Origin of the sequence: Pseudomonas sp. WS 5051 (genome assembly GCF_012985715.1) — a bacterium.
In the GTDB taxonomy this organism is placed as follows: domain Bacteria; phylum Pseudomonadota; class Gammaproteobacteria; order Pseudomonadales; family Pseudomonadaceae; genus Aquipseudomonas; species Aquipseudomonas bubulae.
In genome coordinates, this window is record NZ_JAAQWV010000001.1 from 486,535 (window position 1) to 504,406 (window position 17,872).

Annotated in this window: 17 protein-coding genes and 1 other RNA gene; 9 read left to right on the forward strand and 9 right to left on the reverse strand. The window is 59.8% G+C overall.

The annotated features are described in order from the left end of the window. Positions 1–234 precede the first annotated feature (234 nt). On the forward strand, positions 235–1,377 hold the full coding sequence (locus HBN79_RS02105) for a DegT/DnrJ/EryC1/StrS aminotransferase family protein (RefSeq protein WP_095017787.1): 1,143 nt from the start codon (positions 235–237) through the stop codon (positions 1,375–1,377). Between the two features lie 78 nt (positions 1,378–1,455). On the opposite strand, the gene gcvH is transcribed toward HBN79_RS02105, so the two are convergent. From gcvH to HBN79_RS02145, 8 genes are all read right to left on the reverse strand, one after another. Further along, positions 1,456–1,839, reverse strand: a complete 384-nt coding sequence (gcvH, locus tag HBN79_RS02110) for a glycine cleavage system protein GcvH (protein ID WP_095000723.1) — start codon at positions 1,837–1,839, stop codon at positions 1,456–1,458. A gap of 62 nt (positions 1,840–1,901) precedes the next feature. Continuing rightward, positions 1,902–2,984 carry a glycine cleavage system aminomethyltransferase GcvT gene (gcvT, locus tag HBN79_RS02115; RefSeq protein WP_095000722.1) on the reverse strand — a complete coding sequence of 361 codons (1,083 nt, stop codon included), beginning with the start codon at positions 2,982–2,984 and terminating at the stop codon, positions 1,902–1,904. A gap of 153 nt (positions 2,985–3,137) precedes the next feature. Continuing rightward, positions 3,138–4,754, reverse strand: coding sequence for an iron ABC transporter permease (locus HBN79_RS02120; RefSeq protein WP_095000721.1), 1,617 nt, complete (start codon positions 4,752–4,754; stop codon positions 3,138–3,140). A gap of 146 nt (positions 4,755–4,900) precedes the next feature. Next, positions 4,901–5,902, reverse strand: a complete 1,002-nt coding sequence (locus HBN79_RS02125) for an extracellular solute-binding protein (RefSeq protein WP_095000720.1) — start codon at positions 5,900–5,902, stop codon at positions 4,901–4,903. Between the two features lie 94 nt (positions 5,903–5,996). Next, positions 5,997–7,214, reverse strand: a complete 1,218-nt coding sequence (locus tag HBN79_RS02130; RefSeq protein ID WP_169916203.1) for a 2-octaprenyl-3-methyl-6-methoxy-1,4-benzoquinol hydroxylase — start codon at positions 7,212–7,214, stop codon at positions 5,997–5,999. Positions 7,215–7,300: 86 nt separating this feature from the next. After that, on the reverse strand, positions 7,301–8,488 hold the full coding sequence (gene ubiH / locus HBN79_RS02135) for a 2-octaprenyl-6-methoxyphenyl hydroxylase (RefSeq protein WP_095017789.1): 1,188 nt from the start codon (positions 8,486–8,488) through the stop codon (positions 7,301–7,303). Next, a complete protein-coding gene (gene pepP, locus HBN79_RS02140; RefSeq protein ID WP_095000717.1) occupies positions 8,485–9,807 on the reverse strand; it encodes a Xaa-Pro aminopeptidase in 1,323 nt (440 codons plus the stop codon). Before pepP ends, ubiH begins: the two co-directional genes overlap by 4 nt. A 29-nt stretch (positions 9,808–9,836) precedes the next feature. Beyond that, positions 9,837–10,394, reverse strand: a complete 558-nt coding sequence (locus tag HBN79_RS02145) for a YecA family protein (protein WP_095017790.1) — start codon at positions 10,392–10,394, stop codon at positions 9,837–9,839. A 134-nt stretch (positions 10,395–10,528) separates the two neighbouring features. Here HBN79_RS02145 and HBN79_RS02150 point away from each other — a divergent pair, with 134 nt between their 5' ends. From HBN79_RS02150 to HBN79_RS02165, 4 genes are all read left to right on the forward strand, one after another. Further along, positions 10,529–10,738, forward strand: a complete 210-nt coding sequence (locus HBN79_RS02150) for a TIGR02449 family protein (protein ID WP_095000715.1) — start codon at positions 10,529–10,531, stop codon at positions 10,736–10,738. After that, the gene (locus HBN79_RS02155; protein WP_095000714.1) at positions 10,735–11,052 is read left to right on the forward strand and encodes a cell division protein ZapA; all 318 of its coding nucleotides are present in this window, start codon (positions 10,735–10,737) and stop codon (positions 11,050–11,052) included. The genes HBN79_RS02150 and HBN79_RS02155 overlap by 4 nt, the downstream gene beginning before the upstream one ends. Positions 11,053–11,083: 31 nt before the next feature. Beyond that, positions 11,084–11,261, forward strand: a non-coding RNA gene (gene ssrS / locus HBN79_RS02160) — 6S RNA. 85 nt (positions 11,262–11,346) lie between these two features. Further along, positions 11,347–11,952, forward strand: a complete 606-nt coding sequence (locus HBN79_RS02165; protein ID WP_095017791.1) for a 5-formyltetrahydrofolate cyclo-ligase — start codon at positions 11,347–11,349, stop codon at positions 11,950–11,952. A 43-nt stretch (positions 11,953–11,995) separates the two neighbouring features. Here HBN79_RS02165 and HBN79_RS02170 read toward each other — a convergent pair whose 3' ends face one another. Beyond that, positions 11,996–12,145: a hypothetical protein gene (locus HBN79_RS02170; protein WP_095000712.1), complete on the reverse strand. Its 150-nt coding sequence runs from the start codon at positions 12,143–12,145 to the stop codon at positions 11,996–11,998. Between the two features lie 196 nt (positions 12,146–12,341). Here HBN79_RS02170 and HBN79_RS02175 point away from each other — a divergent pair, with 196 nt between their 5' ends. The 4 genes from HBN79_RS02175 to HBN79_RS02190 all read left to right on the forward strand — a co-directional run bounded on the left by HBN79_RS02175 (position 12,342) and on the right by HBN79_RS02190 (position 17,850). Next, on the forward strand, positions 12,342–12,791 hold the full coding sequence (locus HBN79_RS02175; RefSeq protein ID WP_095000711.1) for an EVE domain-containing protein: 450 nt from the start codon (positions 12,342–12,344) through the stop codon (positions 12,789–12,791). Between the two features lie 246 nt (positions 12,792–13,037). Beyond that, positions 13,038–14,003: an HlyD family efflux transporter periplasmic adaptor subunit gene (locus HBN79_RS02180; RefSeq protein ID WP_095000710.1), complete on the forward strand. Its 966-nt coding sequence runs from the start codon at positions 13,038–13,040 to the stop codon at positions 14,001–14,003. Then, positions 14,000–16,732, forward strand: coding sequence for a ribosome-associated ATPase/putative transporter RbbA (gene rbbA, locus HBN79_RS02185; RefSeq protein WP_169916179.1), 2,733 nt, complete (start codon positions 14,000–14,002; stop codon positions 16,730–16,732). The genes HBN79_RS02180 and rbbA overlap by 4 nt, the downstream gene beginning before the upstream one ends. Then, positions 16,732–17,850, forward strand: a complete 1,119-nt coding sequence (locus HBN79_RS02190; protein ID WP_095000708.1) for an ABC transporter permease — start codon at positions 16,732–16,734, stop codon at positions 17,848–17,850. Before rbbA ends, HBN79_RS02190 begins: the two co-directional genes overlap by 1 nt. Positions 17,851–17,872: the final 22 nt, after the last annotated feature.

Here is a 17,872-nt window from a genome sequence, read left to right on the forward strand (position 1 = left end):
CTTATTGTGGGAGCGAACCTGCTCGCGAACGACCTTCGCGAGCAGGCTCGCTCCCACAGTTGCAGTTTTCCTGTAGCAGCTGCCGAAAGCAGCTGCTACGCAATACGGCCCTTGCTCATTCAGCCGCCATACAGAATTTTCACCAGCTGTGAGTGATCCTGCGGGTATGATCTTGAGCGCTATGCTGTTGCTCTTTGGTTACTCAAATTCACTCACATCGGACGTCATGCCTCTATGAGCTCGCTGCCTTTCCTGCCGTTTTCCAAACCCACCATTGATGAAGCCACCATTGCTGCCGTGGGCGACGTGTTGCGCTCGGGCTGGATCACCAGCGGGCCCAAGGTGCAGGCATTCGAAGCACAATTGTCCGAGTATTTTGGCGGGCGCCCGGTGCGCACTTTCAACTCCGGCACTTGCACCATGGAAATCGCTCTGCGCATTGCCGGAATCGGAGCCGGCGATGAAGTCATCACCACGCCTATTTCATGGGTCGCTACTGCCAATGTGATTATCGAAGTCGGTGCCACGCCGGTGTTTGCCGATATCGACCCGGTAACCCGCAATATCGATCTTAACAAGCTCGAAGCAGCCATTACCCCGCGCACCAAGGCCATCATTCCGGTGTACCTGTCGGGCCTGCCAGTGGACATGGACGCGCTCTACGCAATTGCCAAAAAGCATAACCTGCGCGTGGTTGAAGATGCGGCCCAGGCCCTGGGCTCCAGCTGGCAAGGTGAGCGCATTGGCGCACGCGGCGATTTCGTTTCTTTCAGTTTTCAGGCCAACAAGAACATCACCTCATCCGAAGGTGGTTGCCTGGTACTGAACAATGAAGAAGAAGCGCGGCTGGCCGAAAAATACCGCCTGCAAGGCGTTACCCGTACCGGTTTCGACGGCCTGGATGTCGACGTGCTGGGTGGCAAGTTCAATATGACCGACATTGCGGCTGCGATTGGTCTGGGCCAGTTCGCCCATATCGAAACCATCACCGCCCATCGTCGGGCGCTGGCCAAGCATTACTTTGAGTGCTTCGGGTCGGATTTTGAAGCGGAATACGGCGCGCAACTGCCGGTGGCGGATTTCAACAACACCAACTGGCATCTGTTCCAGCTCGTGCTGCCTGAGCGCAAGGATGGTCAACCGGCGCGGGCGACCTTTATGAAAGAAATGCAGGCATTGGGCGTGGGCATCGGTTACCACTACCCGCCAATTCACTTGCTCAGCCTGTACCGCGCGCAGGGCTTTAAAGAAGGGATGTTCCCGGTGGCCGAACGTGTCGGGCGCCTGATCGTATCATTGCCGATGTTTACGGCGATGACCAAGGCCGATGTAGAGCGTTCGGTGGCAGCGGTGAAAGCAGTTCTGCAAAACGCCTGACCTCCCTGTGGGAGCGAGCCTGCTCGCGAAGCTTGTTCGCGAGCAGGCTCGCTCCCACAGTTGATATTCTTTTGCTCGTTACTCGCCGATTGCAGCCTTGTAGCCGGCAGCGTCCAGCAGTTTTTCCAGCTCGGCGGTGTTGCTTGGCTTGAGCTTGAAAATCCAGCTGGTGTACGGCTCGCTGTTCAGCGACTCAGGGCTGTCAGCCAGCGCTTCATTGACGGCAATCACTTCGCCCGACACCGGCGAGTAGATGTCGGAAGCGGCTTTTACCGACTCCACAACACCCGCGGTATCGCCAGCAGCGAATACTTTGCCAACTTCAGCCAGCTCAACAAACACCACATCCCCCAAGGCTTCCTGAGCGTGATCGCTGATGCCTACGGTAACCGTGCCATCTGCTTCCAGACGGGCCCACTCGTGACTTTCAGCAAAGCGCAACTCGGCAGGGATCAGGCTCATATTCAGTGTCCTCAAGTATAAATGTCAGCGGCATGCACTCTGTGCACGCCCGCCAGTAAACGTTAGATCAAGGCTTTGCCAAGACGAACAAAAGTCGGTTTGACTACGCGAACCGGGTACCACTTGCCACGAATCTCAACCTCGGCACGGTCAGCCGTTGCCATCGGAACTCGCGCCAGAGCGATCGATTTGCTTAGCGTGGGAGAGAAACTACCACTGGTGATCTCTCCTTCGCCAACATTGGCGATGCGAACCACCTGATGGGCGCGCAAAACACCCCGCTCTTCAAGCACCAAACCCACCAGTTTGAGCTGCACGCCACCGGCCTTTTCGGCCTCCAGCGCTTCGCGCCCCACGAACTTGCGTGAAGCAGGCTCCCAGGCAATGGTCCAGGCCATATTGGCGCAAAGGGGGGACACCGACAGGTGGATATCCTGCCCGTAGAGGTTCATGCCGGCTTCCAGGCGCAAGGTGTCGCGGGCGCCAAGGCCGATCGGTGAAATACCGGCGCCGACCAGATCGTTGAAAAAAGCCGGGGCCTGATCGGCCGGAAGCACGATTTCAAGGCCGTCTTCGCCGGTGTAGCCGGTGCGGGCAATAAACCAGTCGCCACAGCTCTGCCCTTCAAAGGGCTTGAGCTGCTGGATCAGTTGGGCACGGGCCTGGCTCACCAGTTCGGCGACCTTATGTCGCGCCTGTGGCCCCTGAATGGCCAGCAGGGCCAACTCTGGACGCTCCTGCAGTTGCACGTCATAGCCCTTAAGCTGAGCCTGCATCCAGGCCAGATCCTGATCGCGAGTGGCGGCGTTGACGATAAGCCGATAACCGCCAGGCATCAGGTAGACGATCATGTCGTCGACCACGCCGCCCTGCTCGTTGAGCATGGCGCTGTACAAGGCGCGACCGGGGGTGTTCAGTCGTTCGACATCGTTGGCCAGCAAATACTGCAACCATTGCTTGGCCTGAAGCCCGGTGATGTCGATCACGGTCATATGCGAGACATCAAAAACCCCACAGTCGCGGCGCACCTCATGGTGCTCCTCAACCTGCGAGCCGTAATGCAAAGGCATATCCCAACCGCCAAAATCGACCATCTTCGCGCCTAGGGCGAGATGCAGGTCATACAGAGGCGTACGCTGTCCCATGGGTTTCTCCTTCCGGGCTTGGCGAAGGTGCGGACAGGCTGCGGAGCATTTCAAGCCAAACAAGCGGCTTTTTTACATCACGCAGAAACCTGGCCTGACAGACAGACCGCACCGAATGCCGCGCATTGTAGCCGCATGCAGGAGGACTGACACCTAACCGATGCGATGGGCCGAGCGTCGAATCAAACCGATGACCGGTAACAAACCGACCAGTACCAGGGTCAAGGCCGGCAGCGAAGCCCGCGCCCACTCACCCTCGCTGGTCATCTCGAAGATGCGTACGGCCAGCGTATCCCAGCCAAACGGGCGCATCAGCAAGGTCGCCGGCATCTCCTTGAGCACATCAACAAACACCAGCAGCGCAGCGCTCAAGGTGCCCGGCAGCAGTAATGGCAGATACACCTTGAAAAACAGTCGCGGGCCACTGACGCCCAAACTGCGGGCGGCTTCGGGCAAAGACGGACGAATCCGCGCCAGGCTGTTTTCCAGCGGCCCATAGGCCACGGCAATAAATCGCACCAGATACGCCAGCAACAGGGCCGACAGGCTGCCCAGCAGCAACGGTTTGCCCGCACCGCCCAGCCACCCCGAAACAGGGATCACCAGTTCGCGGTCCAGATAACTGAACGCCAGCATGATCGACACCGCCAGCACCGAACCCGGCAAGGCATAGCCCAGGTTCGCCAGGCTGACCCCGGCACGGATAGCCGGGGTTGGCGCCTGGCGTCGGGCAAAGGCCAGCACCAGCGCCACGCTGACGGTAATCAGCGCCGCCATTGCCCCCAGATACAGGGTATGCACGATCAAACCGACATAACGCTCGTCCAGATCAAAGCGCCCGCGCTGCCAGAACCACACCACCAGTTGCAACATCGGGATCACGAATGCACAGGCAAACACCAGCAGACACCAGCCACTGGCCAGCCATGCCTTGGGCCCGCTCAGGTGGTAAAGGGCAGTGACCCGTGGTCGCTCGTTGCTGGCACGGCTGGCCCCCCTGGCGCGGCGCTCGCCGTAGAGCACCAGCATGACCACCAGCAACAGCAAACTGGCCAGTTGTGCTGCCGTCGACAGACTGAAAAAACCGTACCAGGTCTTGTAAATAGCCGTGGTGAAGGTGTCGAAGTTGAACACCGACACAGCACCGAAATCAGCCAGGGTTTCCATCAAGGCCAGCGCTACGCCGGCACCAATTGCCGGGCGCGCCATCGGCAATGCCACGCGCCAGAATGCCTGCCACGGGCTTTGCCCCAGCACCCGTGCCGCTTCCATCAGGCCTTTGCCCTGGGCCAGAAACGCCGTGCGCGCCAGCAGGTAGACATAGGGGTAGAACACCAGAATCAGCACGGTGATCACCCCCCCGGTTGAGCGCACCCGAGGCAGCCGCAAGCCCATGCCGAACCACTCGCGCAGCAGGGTCTGTATGGGCCCGGCGAAGTCCAGCAAGCCCACAAACACAAACGCCAGCACATAGGCGGGAATCGCAAACGGCAGCATCAACGCCCAGTCCAGCCAGCGCCTGCCAGGGAACTCACAGAGGCTGGTCAACCAGGCCAGGCTTACGCCCAACAGCGTGACGCCGATGCCCACACCGACGATCAGTGTAAGGGTGTTGCCCAGCAGGCGCGGCATCTGCGTGTCCCACAAGTGGCTCCAGATCTGGGCATCAATGCTTTGCCAGGACAGCAGCAACACGCTCAGCGGCAGCAGCACCAGGGCAGCAATGACAAAAACCAGCGGGTACCAGCGACGTTGGGCAGGATGGGCCACGAAAAACTCTCGGAGGTGGATGGGACGACGTGAAAACAAATGTGGGAGCGGGCTTGCTCGCGATGCAAACACCGCAGTTTCCAATGAAACCCCGGCGATGCTATCGCGAGCAAGCCCGCTCCCACAGGTATTACTTCAGATTTTGATCAGTTCCAGCCAGCACGGTCCATCATGCGGATCGCTTCAGCCTGGCGCTTGCCTGCCACTTCAACCGGCAGTGCATCGGCCTTGAAGCTACCCCAGCTCGCCACTTCCGCCGAAGGTGGAACGCTTGGGTTGGCCGGAAATTCCTGGTTTACGCCAGCGAAAATCGATTGGGCTTCAGGGGTGGTCATCCACTCCACCAATGCCTTGGCCGCTTCAGGATGCGGCGCGTACTTGGTCAGGCCAATACCCGACAAGTTGACGTGAACGCCACGATCCGCCTGGTTGGGCCAGAACAGCTTCACCGCCAGATCGGGCTTCTGCTTGTGCAGGCGACCGTAGTAGTAAGTGTTGACGATGCCCACGTCACATTGCCCGGCGTTGATGGCTTCAAGCACGGCGATGTCATCCGAGAACACGTCTGTGGACAGGTTGTTGACCCAGCCCTTGAGGATTTCTTCGGTTTTCTCGGCGCCATTCACTTCGATCATGGTGGCGGTCAGCGACTGGTTGTAAACCTTCTTGGCAGTGCGCAGACACAAGCGACCTTCCCAGTTCTTGTCGGCCAAAGCCTCATAGGTCGACAGTTCTTCTGGTTTAACCCGGTCCGTCGAATAGGCGATAGTCCGTGCGCGCAGGCTCAGACCAGTCCACTCGTGAGAAGAAGAGCGATATTGCGGCGGGATATTTTTGTCGATCACCTCGGAGGTGAACGGTTGCAGGATGCCCATTTGCTCAGCTTGCCAAAGGTTACCGGCATCCACGGTTAGCAACAGATCGGCGGTGGCGTTTTGCCCCTCGGCCTTGATGCGCTGCATCAGCGGCGCTTCCTTGTCGGTGATGAACTTGACCTTGACCCCGGTTTTCGCGGTGTAGGCATCAAATACCGGTTTGATCAGTTCGTCGATACGCGAGGAGTAAACCACCACCTCATCGGCAGCAGAAACACCGCTCGCAAAAACGGTCAGGGCCAGGGCAGTCAGTAGACGCTTGCGTGCCAACATGAGGGGCGGTCTCTCTTAATGCGAATCGGGCGTAAATGGTAGTGAATCACATTTGCCATCTCAACCTAACTCGCCCCGGAGGAGTTACCAGATGTTACGGCCTGGCCAACGGCGGCAGGTCGCCACTCAGGCCCAGTGCCTGACGCACAAACAAGGCCTTGGCCTCGGGCATTTTATCCACCCATTTCAAACCGGTGTTGCGCAACAGGCGGGCGGTCAGGGAGTCGGCCTGGAACAAGCGTTCAAAGCCCTCCATCGCCGCCATCAGCGCCAGGTTGTGGGGCATGCGCCGCCGCTCGAAACGGCTCAGCACACGCACATCCGCCAAACGTTCGCCACGGTCCACCGCGTGCATCAGCACATCGGCCAGCACTGCTGCATCCAGGAAGCCCAGGTTCACGCCCTGCCCGGCCAGCGGGTGGATGGTGTGCGCCGCATCACCGATCAACGCCAGGCCTTCGGCGACATAGCGTTTGGCATGGCGCTGGCGCAGTGGCACGCATACCCGTGGATCGGCACTCAGCACACTGCCAAGACGACCTTCAAAAGCCAGCTCCAGCTCACGACTGAACGCTGCGTCATCCAGCGTCATCAGGTATTGGGCTTGTTCGGGGGTGGTCGACCATACGATCGAGCACCAGTCCTGCTGACCGTCACGCTCGAGCGGCAAGAATGCCAGCGGCCCTTGGTCGGTAAAACGCTGCCAGGCGGTCTGCTGGTGCGGTTCTGCACACCGTACGCTGGTGACGATAGCGTGGTGCTGGTAATCCCACTCACGGGTTTCACAGCCGGTGAGGCGACGTACGGCCGAGTTGGCGCCATCAGCGGCAATCACCAGCGGCGCCCGCAAGGTGCGGCCATCGGCCAGGGTCAGCAGCCAGTCGTCGCCGGAACGGCGCATCTGCTCCAGGCGTGCATTGGCCAGCATTTCAATACAACTGCCCTGCAAGCACTCCAGCAGTGCGTCCTGCACCACACGGTTCTCGACGATATGGCCCAGCACGTCCGCATGCACGCTGGCTGCCGAAAAGTGGATCTGCCCGGTGCCGCTGCCATCCCACACGTGCATATGCGAGTACGGGCTGGCACGGCGGTGGATGATGCCGTCCCAGGCGCCCAGACGCTGCAAAATGCGCTGGCTGGCCGCCGACAGGGCACTGACCCGAGGCTCGAACGGCGCTTCGCTGGCAAACGGCTTGACGCTCAGCGGGCCACCGTCGAGCAGCAGGATTTTCAGCCCGCTGTCCTTGAGCGCCAGCGCCAGTGCGCTTCCGACCATTCCGGCCCCAACAATCAGCAGATCTGCGCGCATTTCCATGCTTTAAGCCTGTCTCGCTAGCGGCGTACGCCGCACCTGAAAAAATGGATCGACACGGGGCAAACTCGCCCCGGTCGTGATCAACTGTCTGCGCGGGTGCCCAGGCCCATTGCCTGACGGGCAAACCAGCGCTTGGCCGGTGGCAACAGGTCAAGGCCTAGAAGGCCCAGGTTGCGACCAAAGGACACCAGTGGCTGCTCACTGCCAAACACCCGCGTCACCTTGTCGGAGAAGCCGATGGTCAGTTGCTGGTCGAGTTGCTGCGCCTGTTGATAACTCAGCAGGGTGGCGAAATCCCCGGGTTGCTTGTCACTGCCCAACAAGGCGTCGGCCAGCGCCCGGGCATCGCGCAGGGACAGGTTGAAACCCTGTCCGGCAATCGGGTGCAGGCTGTGGGCCGCATTGCCCAGCACCGCCAGATGAGGACGTACCTGCTCCTGCGCTTCAATCAGCGTCAAAGGATACAGGTGCCGCGCGCCCACTTGTTTGAGGGTGCCCAGACGATAGCCAAATACGCCCTGCAACTCGCTGAGAAAGCTGCGCTCATCCAGGGCTGCCAGACGCTGCGCGTCCATCCCCAAACGCGTCCACACCAGCGCGCAGCGGTTGTCAGGCAATGGCAGCAGAGCCATCGGGCCTTCTTCGGTAAAACGTTCGAACGCCATGCCAGCATGGGGCTGGCTCGGCGTGATATTGGCTATCAGCGCGCTCTGGTTGTAGGGCTGCTGACGCACATGGATGCCCAGTTTCTCGCGCAAGCCCGAACGCCCGCCATCAGCCAGGACGGCGAGATCGCAGTCCAGCGTGGTTTCGTCGTTGAGGGTCAGGCGATAGCCATCATCCAGCGGTTGCATGTGGATAACTTCAGCCGGGCAACGCCAGCTGATCACGTCCGGGTCCAGGCTTTTCCACAGGCACTGGCCCAGCCAGGCGTTTTCGACCACATACCCCAGCGCCGGAACGCCTTCTTCACTGGCCGACAAGCGAGCCGTCGAGAAGCGCCCGCGATCGGATACATGAATATCCTTGATCGGCTCACCGCGTTCAGCAATAGCCTGCCACAGGCCCAAGTGTTCATAGATCAGCCGGGCACCATAGCTGAGCGCCGAAGAGCGGGCATCGTAGCTTGGCTGGTAGGCGTTGCCGGGGGCGAACGGCTCGATCAATACGATTTTCCAGCCACGGGCCCTGGCCCCGGCCTGCAACGCCAGCGCCAGGCTCGCCCCCACCAGACCGCCACCGATGATGGCCAGATTGACGCGGCTCATGCCGCGCCTGCCATCAACGCTTCGATCTCGGCGACAGTTTTTGGCACGTCGCCCGTCAGGATTTCACAGCCATGTTTGGTGACCACTACGTCGTCCTCGATTCGCACGCCGATGCCGCGCCATTTTTTCGCGACATCGAGGTTGCCGGGGCTGATATAGATACCCGGCTCGACGGTCAGGGTCATGCCCGCCTCCAGCACGCGCCACTCACCCTCGACCTTGTATTCACCCACGTCATGCACATCGAGCCCAAGCCAGTGGCCAGCACGGTGCATGTAAAACGGCTTGTAGGCCTCGCTGGCGATCAGTTCGTCAACGTCACCCTGCAATAGCCCCAACTCCACCAGCCCGGCGGTAATTACCCGGACTGTGGCTTCATGGGCCTGATTCCAGTGTTTATCAGGGGCAATTTCGGTAAATGCCGCCTCTTGTGCAGCCAGAACCAGCTCGTAGATCGCTTTCTGTTCCGCTGAAAAACGGCCGTTGACCGGGAACGTACGGCTTATATCGCTGGCGTAGCAGTCGATCTCGCAGCCAGCATCAATCAACACCAGATCGCCGCTTTTGAGCAGTGCATCATTCTCCTGGTAATGCAGGATGCAGCTGTTATCGCCAGAGGCGACGATCGAGCCATAGGCTGGCATTTTTGCCCCGCTTTTACGAAATTCGTAATCCAGCTCTGCCTCCAGGCTGTACTCATGCAAACCGGCGCGGCTGGCCTGCATTGCACGCACATGGGCGCGAGCCGAAATTTGCGCCGCATGGCGCATGACCTTGAGCTCTGCCGCCGATTTATACAGGCGCATGTCATGCAGCAGATGATCCAGAGCAACGAATTCGTTGGGCGGCTGGGCACCGAGGCTGGCCTTGGAGCGGATCGCGTTGATCCACTCCATCAGATTGCGATCGAATTCGGGATTGCCGCCCATCGCCGAATACACCCGGCTGCGGCCTTCGATTAGCCCCGGAAGGATGTCGTCGATATCGGTGATCGGGAACGCATCGTCAGCACCGAAGTCGCGAATTGCGCCTTCCTGCCCGGCCCGCAGGCCGTCCCACAATTCACGCTCGGCGTTGCGCTCGCGACAAAACAGCACGTACTCGCCATGTGCCCGGCCCGGAATCAGGACGATCACGGCCGCAGGCTCGGGAAAGCCGCTCAGGTACTGGAAATTGCTGTCCTGGCGGTAAACATGTTCGACATCGCGATTGCGAATGGCCACCGCCGCAGCGGGCAGGATCGCAATGCTGTTGGGCTCCATCTGCGCCATGAGTGCCTTGCGGCGACGTGCGTATTCCGATTTCGGGATATGGATCATGGGCAGACGGTTTCCCTCTTGTCGATCAATCAGTGCAGCGAAGGCTTGGCTGGCGCGGCGTCAGCAGTTTTTTTGGTTTCGGTGAACAGCAACAGCGGCGCGACGCGCAGGTATTCCATCACTTCCATATAGTCACTTTCGCCGTCTTCAGACTCTTCCAGGGCATCTTGCACCTGAGCGATGGCGGCCAGGTCGCGCAGCACTTCGTTGGCTTCATCGCTCAGCGAATAGGCGCGGCGGGTCAGACCGAAACCGGACAGGAAACCCTGGCACCACTGGCCCAGGGCAGCAGCGCGCTCGGTCAATGGTGCGTCGTCGGTCGGCAGCAACAGCACGACGGTCATGTCGTCACTGGTCAGCTCGCCCTTGACCATCTCTTGCAATCCGATCAAGGCATTGCGTACGTTGTCTTGTGGCTCACCAGCCAACAGTTCGGCAGCTTCGACCAGCCAGGCGTCGGCATCGAAACCGGCACCGGCACAGCTGCGACCCAGCAGGTGGCCATGCAGTTCGGCAGGCGAGACGGAGTGGCCGTTGGCGGTCAGCAGGGTTACAAAGGCTTGATACGGGGAATTCTGAATAGGCATGGTCAGCTAGGCGCCAAGCGGCGCTATGTCTAGAATGGAGGGCTTGTATCCTAGCATCGGCAGCCGTGCCAGACCATCGAGGCGTCAACTCGTTTGACAGTCACCGCCCATCAGAAAATACACAGTAGGACACAATGGAAGACACCGACCTGCATGCACTGATGGCTAGACTCGAGTTGCTGATTAGCCGAGTCGAGCAACTTAACCGTCAAAACGCACTCTTAACTGCTCAGGAAAAGACTTGGCGCGAGGAACGCGCGCACCTCATTGAAAAAAACGAAATCGCCAGAAACAAGGTGGAATCGATGATTTCGCGCCTCAAAGCCCTGGAGCAAGACTCATGAGTTCAAGCAGTAGCGTCACCGTGCACATCCTCGATAAAGAGTATTCGATCATGTGCCCCCAGGAAGAACGCAGCAACCTGGTGAGCGCCGCCCGCTACCTGGACGGCAAAATGCGCGAAATTCGCAGCAGCGGCAAAGTCATTGGCGCCGACCGTATCGCCGTAATGGCTGCACTGAATATTACCCATGATCTGCTGCACAAGCAGGAAGTCGCCGAAGTTCAGACCAGCAGCACTACCCGAGAACAGGTACGCGACCTGCTCGATCGCGTTGATCTGGTGCTGGCCACTGATCCGAACGAACGCCAAAGCTGATTCAAATCGTTACTTTGGGGTATACTCGCGCCACTCCCTGGAGTATTCGCCAGTTAGCGATGTCCCTGAGCCGATTCGCACTACCCTGGAGCTTGCACGTTGGGCCGGTGTGCATGTCCGCTAGACGGAAAGCCTTAAGGTCTACTGCAACTTCCACCTTGAACTTTCGGGTTCAAGGGCCAAGCCGACAGCGGTACGTCGGGGAGCCTGATTTCCTAGCGCAATGCCAGCCAACTGCTGGCATTGGCTTGCACGAGCCACCACCCGGTGTCTCGATCCTGAACAGCACGCCATATGAACGAACCTGCGCCGCCTTCCCGCCCGCAACTTCGCCGAATCCTGCGCAAAGCCCGCCGCGACCTGTCGCCCTGCGAGCAACGCCAGGCAGCCCGTGGCCTGTACCGGCAACTGGCGCAACACCCGCTGTTTCGCCGCGCCAAACACATTTCGCTGTACCTGCCCACTGACGGTGAAATCGATCCGCGCCTGCTGCTGCGCGAAGCTCAGCGTCGGGGCAAAATCACCTACCTGCCGGTTCTCAGTGCCTGGCCGAAAACTAAAATGGTCTTTCAGCGGGTCGCCCCCGGCGAAAAGCTGATCCCCAACCGTTTCCGCATTCTTGAACCCCGCATCAACCGCGCACGCCAACGCAAGGTCTGGGCGCTGGACCTGGTGCTACTACCACTGGTGGGGTTTGATGCGACGGGGGGACGGCTGGGCATGGGCGGCGGTTTTTATGACCGCAGCCTGGCCTATCAGGCAAGACGCCAAAGCTGGCGCAAGCCGACACTGTTGGGGCTGGCCCACGAATGTCAGAAAGTGGCGTGCCTGGACCAGGCCAGTTGGGATGTCCCTTTGCAGGGCACGGTCTCGGACAGGCAGTGGTACGTCGCCCACTGACAATCAAGGCATCACTGACAAAGCGATGCCCAGGAATCAGTTTTTAGCGTTTGAAGGGTTGTACTTGCTGTTGCGCCAGCTCAATCGGCGCGTCTGTCGAATTTGACCAGAGACTTTGCGCGTAGCCTGTTGTAACCACACCCAAACCGAACAAAATAACCAGCATCCACAGTAAATCCGGTTTGCGTTTCATCGATTGCCCTCCTTCAGGCAAATCAACACGATGACAGCAACGGTTTTTGTTATAGGCCGTGCAGCAGCGTCAAGCTTAAAAGGCGGGCATTTTGCGGCAACACGCACACGCAAGCAAACGCTGACGTCAACCGACTGTCGGTTTAGCAAAATGTTGCCGGACAAAATAATCACAGCATGTTTCTGGAGTATAGAAGATGGCTTATTGGCTGATGAAATCCGAGCCTGACGAATTTTCGATCAAGGATTTGCAAAAGCTCGGCGAAGCTCGCTGGGACGGTGTGCGCAACTATCAGGCGCGCAATTTCATGCGAGCCATGGCGGTGGGTGACCTGTTCTTTTTCTACCACTCCAGTTGCCCCGAGCCAGGGATTGCCGGAGTAGGCCGAATCGTCCAGGCCGCTTATCCGGACCCGACGGCCCTGGACCCTGAAAGTCATTACTTCGACCCCAAGGCCAGCGTCGAGAAAAACCCGTGGAGCGCACTGCAGGTCGCCCATGAGCAGACCTTTCCCCGGGTGATCAAACTCGACTACCTCAAACAGCAAAGCGCTCTGGCCGAAATGCCGCTGGTGCAAAAAGGCAGCCGCCTTTCAGTGATGCCAGTGACGGGCGAGCAATGGGCTGTGGTGATGGGGTTGCTGTAAAGCGAATCGCTGTGGGAGAGGGCTTGGTGTGGGAGCGGGCTTGCTCTCGATTCAGACGGTGTGGTTTATAAGGTGATCCGCAGCGATCCCATCGCGAGCAAGCCCGCTCCTACAACACTCCGGCTCTGCACCTGACAAGCAGCATCCGATTTTAGCGTCTACGCTCTGGACTTCCTTTGACTGGCATCAAGTCGCAATCGGCTTGAAACCGTCAAACTAGAGCGCTCTGTGACACAGGATGTCGGCATGTCTAGCAATCACCGTATTTCCCATTATTTCGTTATCCCTTTGGCTGTCTTGCTGATCGCAGCAGGCGGGTTCGGTTATTGGAAATCCCAGCACGACCGCCTCCCCGAAGGCATCAGCATGGGCAACGGCCGCCTCGAAGCCACAGAAGTGCAAATCGCAGCAAAAATCCCCGGGCGTCTGGCTGAAGTGCTGGTTGACGAAGGCGACCGGGTAACCCAGGGCCAACTGCTGGCCCGCATGGACACCCGCACCCTGGAAGCCAGTCGTGCGCAAGCTGAAGCCGAAGTGCTGCGCGCCCGCCAGACCCTGGCCGCCAACGAAGCCAACGTGCAACTGCGCCAGAGCGAAAAACTGCTGGCCAGCCAGGAACTCAAGCGCTTTCGCCAACTGTCCCAGCGCGGTTTTGCCAGCGGTCAGCAACTGGATCAGCAACAAGCCCGATTCGACACCAGCAACGCAGCAGTAGTCGCCGCCCAGGCCCAGGTAGCGGCTGCCAAGGCCGCGATTGGTTCATCCCAGGCTCAGGTCGCACAGCTGACCAGCGAAATTGACGACAGCAGCCTGCGCGCACCGATCAACGGCGTGATCCAGCTGCGCCTGGCCGAACCTGGCGAAGTCCTCGGCTCGGGCGGCCGGGTATTTATGATGATCGACCCCGGCGACCAGTACATGAACCTGTACATGCCCGCTTCGGTGGTCGGCAAATTGACTGTGGGTTCTGAGGCACGCATCGTGCTCGACGCCCTGCCCGACCGGGCGCTGCCGGCCAAAATCACTTTTGTCGCAGCCAAATCCCAGTTCACCCCCAAAGAAGTTGAAACCCGCGACGAGCGACAAAAACTGGTATTCCGGGTAAAGCTGCGCCTCACCGACCCGGGTGCCGTGCCCCAGGCCAAACCGGGCATGCCGGGTGCCGGTTATGTGCGAACCGCCGATGTACCATGGCCGGCTAATCTGCAATGAGTGATCTGGCGCTAAACGCCAGTGGCATCAGCCACAGGTACGGCAGCCAGCAGGCGCTGCTGGACATCACGTTCAGCCTGCCCATAGGCACGCGCTGCGGGTTGATCGGCCCTGATGGCGCGGGCAAGTCGAGCCTGCTGGGGCTGATTGCCGGGGTCAAGAAGCTCCAGGAGGGCACCCTTGAGGTGCTCGGCGGCCCGATTGATAACCGCCGGCATCGCAACACCCTGTACCCGCTGATCGCGTTTATGCCCCAGGGCCTGGGTGGCAACCTTTACCCGGAACTGTCGATCAGCGAAAACATCCGCTTTTTCGGCACCCTGTTTGGCCTGTCGAAAGACGACTGCGAGCAACGCATGGCCGAACTGCTCAAGGCCACCGACCTTGAGCGTTTTGCCGAGCGCCCGGCGGGCAAGCTCTCGGGCGGCATGAAACAAAAACTTGGGCTGTGCTGCGCATTGATTCACGAGCCCGACCTGCTGATCCTCGACGAGCCCACCACAGGTGTCGACCCGCTGTCACGCCGACGCTTCTGGGAGCTGGTGGAAGATGTGCGCCGCCAGCGCCCGCAACTGACGCTGCTGGTGGCGACGGCCTACATGGAAGAGGCCGAGCAGTTCGAACACTGCCTGATGCTTGATCGCGGCAAGTTGATTGCCACCGGTCTGAGCCAGGAACTGGCGGCAGTCACCACAACCGGCAAGCTCGACGAGGCCTTCACCCACTATCAGGGTGACAGCGGCCACAGCAGCGAGCCACTGGTGATTCCACCGCGCACCAGCGACAACAGTGATATCGCCATTGAAGCCCACGACCTGACCCTGAAATTCGGCGATTTCACCGCAGTGAACAACGTCAGCTTTGCCATTGGCCGGGGCGAAATTTTTGGCTTTTTGGGCTCTAACGGTTGCGGCAAAACCACCACCATGAAGGTCCTCACCGGGTTGATGCCGGCCACCGAAGGCAGCGCCAAATTGCTGGGCAACCCGGTAAACGCCAAGGATCTGGCCACCCGCAAGCGCGTGGGTTTCATGTCGCAAAGCTTCTCGCTGTACGGCGAGTTGAGCGTGCGCCAAAACCTGGTGCTGCACGCACAACTGTTTGACTTGCCCAAGGCCGAAAGCGAGCCGCGTATCGAAGAATTGATCGAGCGTTTCGATCTCGGCGACGTGGCCACACAACAGTCCGGCGAGTTGCCCCTGGGTTTGCGCCAGCGCCTGTCTCTGGCGGTGGCTGTGCTGCATCGCCCGGAAGTGTTGATCCTCGACGAACCCACTTCGGGCGTGGACCCGGCCGCCCGCGATGATTTCTGGCGCTTGCTGATCGAGTTGTCCCGCGAGCAAGGGGTGACCATCTTCCTGTCCACACACTTTATGAACGAAGCCCAGCGCTGCGACCGTATCTCGTTGATGCACGCCGGCAAGGTGCTGGCCTGCGACACGCCCGATGCGCTACAACACCAGTTCCACGGCGATACGCTGGAAGCGGCGTTTGTCACCTGCCTGGAACAGGCCCAGAACGACCAGGACGCCAGCGCGGCCTCTTCTCCCGAGCCTGTCGCCACGCCTGCGGTCAATTCGCCGCCACCGGTCAGCAAAAGGGGTTTCAGCCTGACCCGGCTGATTGCCGTGGCCAGTCGCGAATCCAAAGAGTTGCTGCGCGACAAGGTGCGCATGGCCTTTGCCTTGCTGGGCGCGCTGTTCATGATGGTGATTTTTGGCTACGGCATTTCGCTGGACGTGGAAAACCTCGCCTTCGCCGTCTACGACCAGGATCAGAGCCCGCAAAGCCGCGCCTATCTCGAGGCATTCCGCGGCTCCCGGTATTTCGAAGAACACACGCCGATCCGCAGTGCAGATGAGTTGCACAAACGCCTGCAACGCTCGGAAATAAAAATTGCCCTGGAAATCCCCCCGGGGTTTGGCCGGGATTTGTATGCCGGGCGCCAGCCCACGGTTGCCGCATGGCTTGATGGCGGCATGCCGTTTCGCGCCGAAACCAGCCGCAGTTATGTGCAGGCCGTGCATCAGGCCAACCTGGAACAATTGGCCACATTGAGTAGCCAGGCACAAAACCGGCAAGCCTCAGTCAAACTGGAAACCCGTTTCCGCTACAACCAGGATGTGATCAGCGTCAATGCCATCGGCCCCGGCGTCATGGCTCTAATCCTGGCGTTTATCCCGGCCATGCTGACCGCGCTGGGCATTGTGCGAGAAAAAGAGCTGGGCTCCATCACCAACTTCTACGCCACACCCCTGACACGCCTTGAATTCCTGCTGGGCAAACAGGCGCCTTATCTGGCGGTGAGCCTGGTCAACCTGGCGTTGCTGGTGGCCATGAACCGCTGGCTGTTTGGCGTACCGTTCAAGGGCAGCGGCTTGACCCTGGCGCTGGGCGGGCTGCTGTATGTACTGTCGACTACCAGCATGGGCCTGCTGATTTCCGCCTTCACCCGCACCCAGATCGCCGCGATCCTGGGCACCATGATCATCACCAGCCTGCCGACCATTCAGTTTTCCGGGTTGCTGGTGCCGCGCTCCTCACTCGAAGGAGCCTCGGCGGTAATGGGCATGCTGTTCCCGGCCGGGCATTTCCTTGATATCGCAGTAGGCACCTTCACCAAAGCGCTCGACCTGCGCCAACTGTGGCCGCAATGCCTGGCGTTGTTCGGCTTTTTTGTGGCGTTTACCGGGTTGAGCCTGATCATGCTCAAGAAGCAGGAGGTTTGATGCACAAGTTCTCGCACATCCTGCGCCTTGGCCTTAAAGAACTCACCAGCCTGCGCCATGACAGCGTGCTGCTGATGTTCTTGCTCTATGCCTTTACCGTGGCGATTTATATGCCAGCATCGAGCTCGATCATCGGCGTGCACAACGCCAGCGTTGCCATCATTGATGAAGACCATAGCCCTCTGTCACGCAAGCTCAGTGAATCGCTGCTGCCCCCGGAGTTCAAAACCCCACAAGCCTTGCCTTATGACCAGCTCGATCAGGCCATGGATAACGGCCAATACACCTTTGTGATCAATGTACCGGCCAACTTCCAGGCCGACTTGCTGGCAGGCCGCCAACCCGGCCTGCAGGTCAACGTCGATGCCACCGCCATGAGTCAGGCCTTTATGGGCGCAGGGTATATCGGGCAGATTTTCCAGCGTGAGCTGCTCAACTATGCCGGCCAGGGTGACGCAGCGGCGAAAGCCCCGGCGTTGATCTCCAGCCGGGCATTGTTCAACGCCAATCTGGAAGGCGGATGGTTTCTGGCGGTGATACAGATCGTTAACAACATTACCATCCTGGCCATTGTGCTGACGGGCACCGCGTTGCTGCGCGAGCGCGAACACGGCACCCTCGACCACTTGCTGGTACTGCCGCTGACGGCGCTGGAAATCATGCTGGCAAAAATCTGGAGCAACATGCTGGTGGTGGTGCTGTGCACCTGGGTGTCGCTGGAAGTCATCGTGAAATGGGCGCTGGGCGTGCCACTGTCGGGGTCGCTGACCCTGTTTTTGCTGGTTACCGCGCTGTACCTGTTTGCCAGTACCGCACTGGGGATATTCCTTGCGACCCTGGCCCGCTCAACACCGCAGTTCGGTTTGCTGGCCATCCCGGTGATCATCCCGATGCTCTTGCTCTCGGGCGGCAGTACGCCGCTGGACAGCATGCCTGTGTGGTTGCAATGGGTGATGCAGTGCTCGCCGTCGACCCACTTTGTAAGCCTGAGCGCAGCGATACTGTTTCGCGGTGCGGGTGTGAACGTAGTGTGGCCAGACTTGCTGGCCCTGGCCGGCATCGGCCTGGTGTTCTTCGCCATTGCCCTGGCGCGGTTTCGCAAGAGTCTGGCGTCGTAACCACGGGCACGGGTTATGTGGG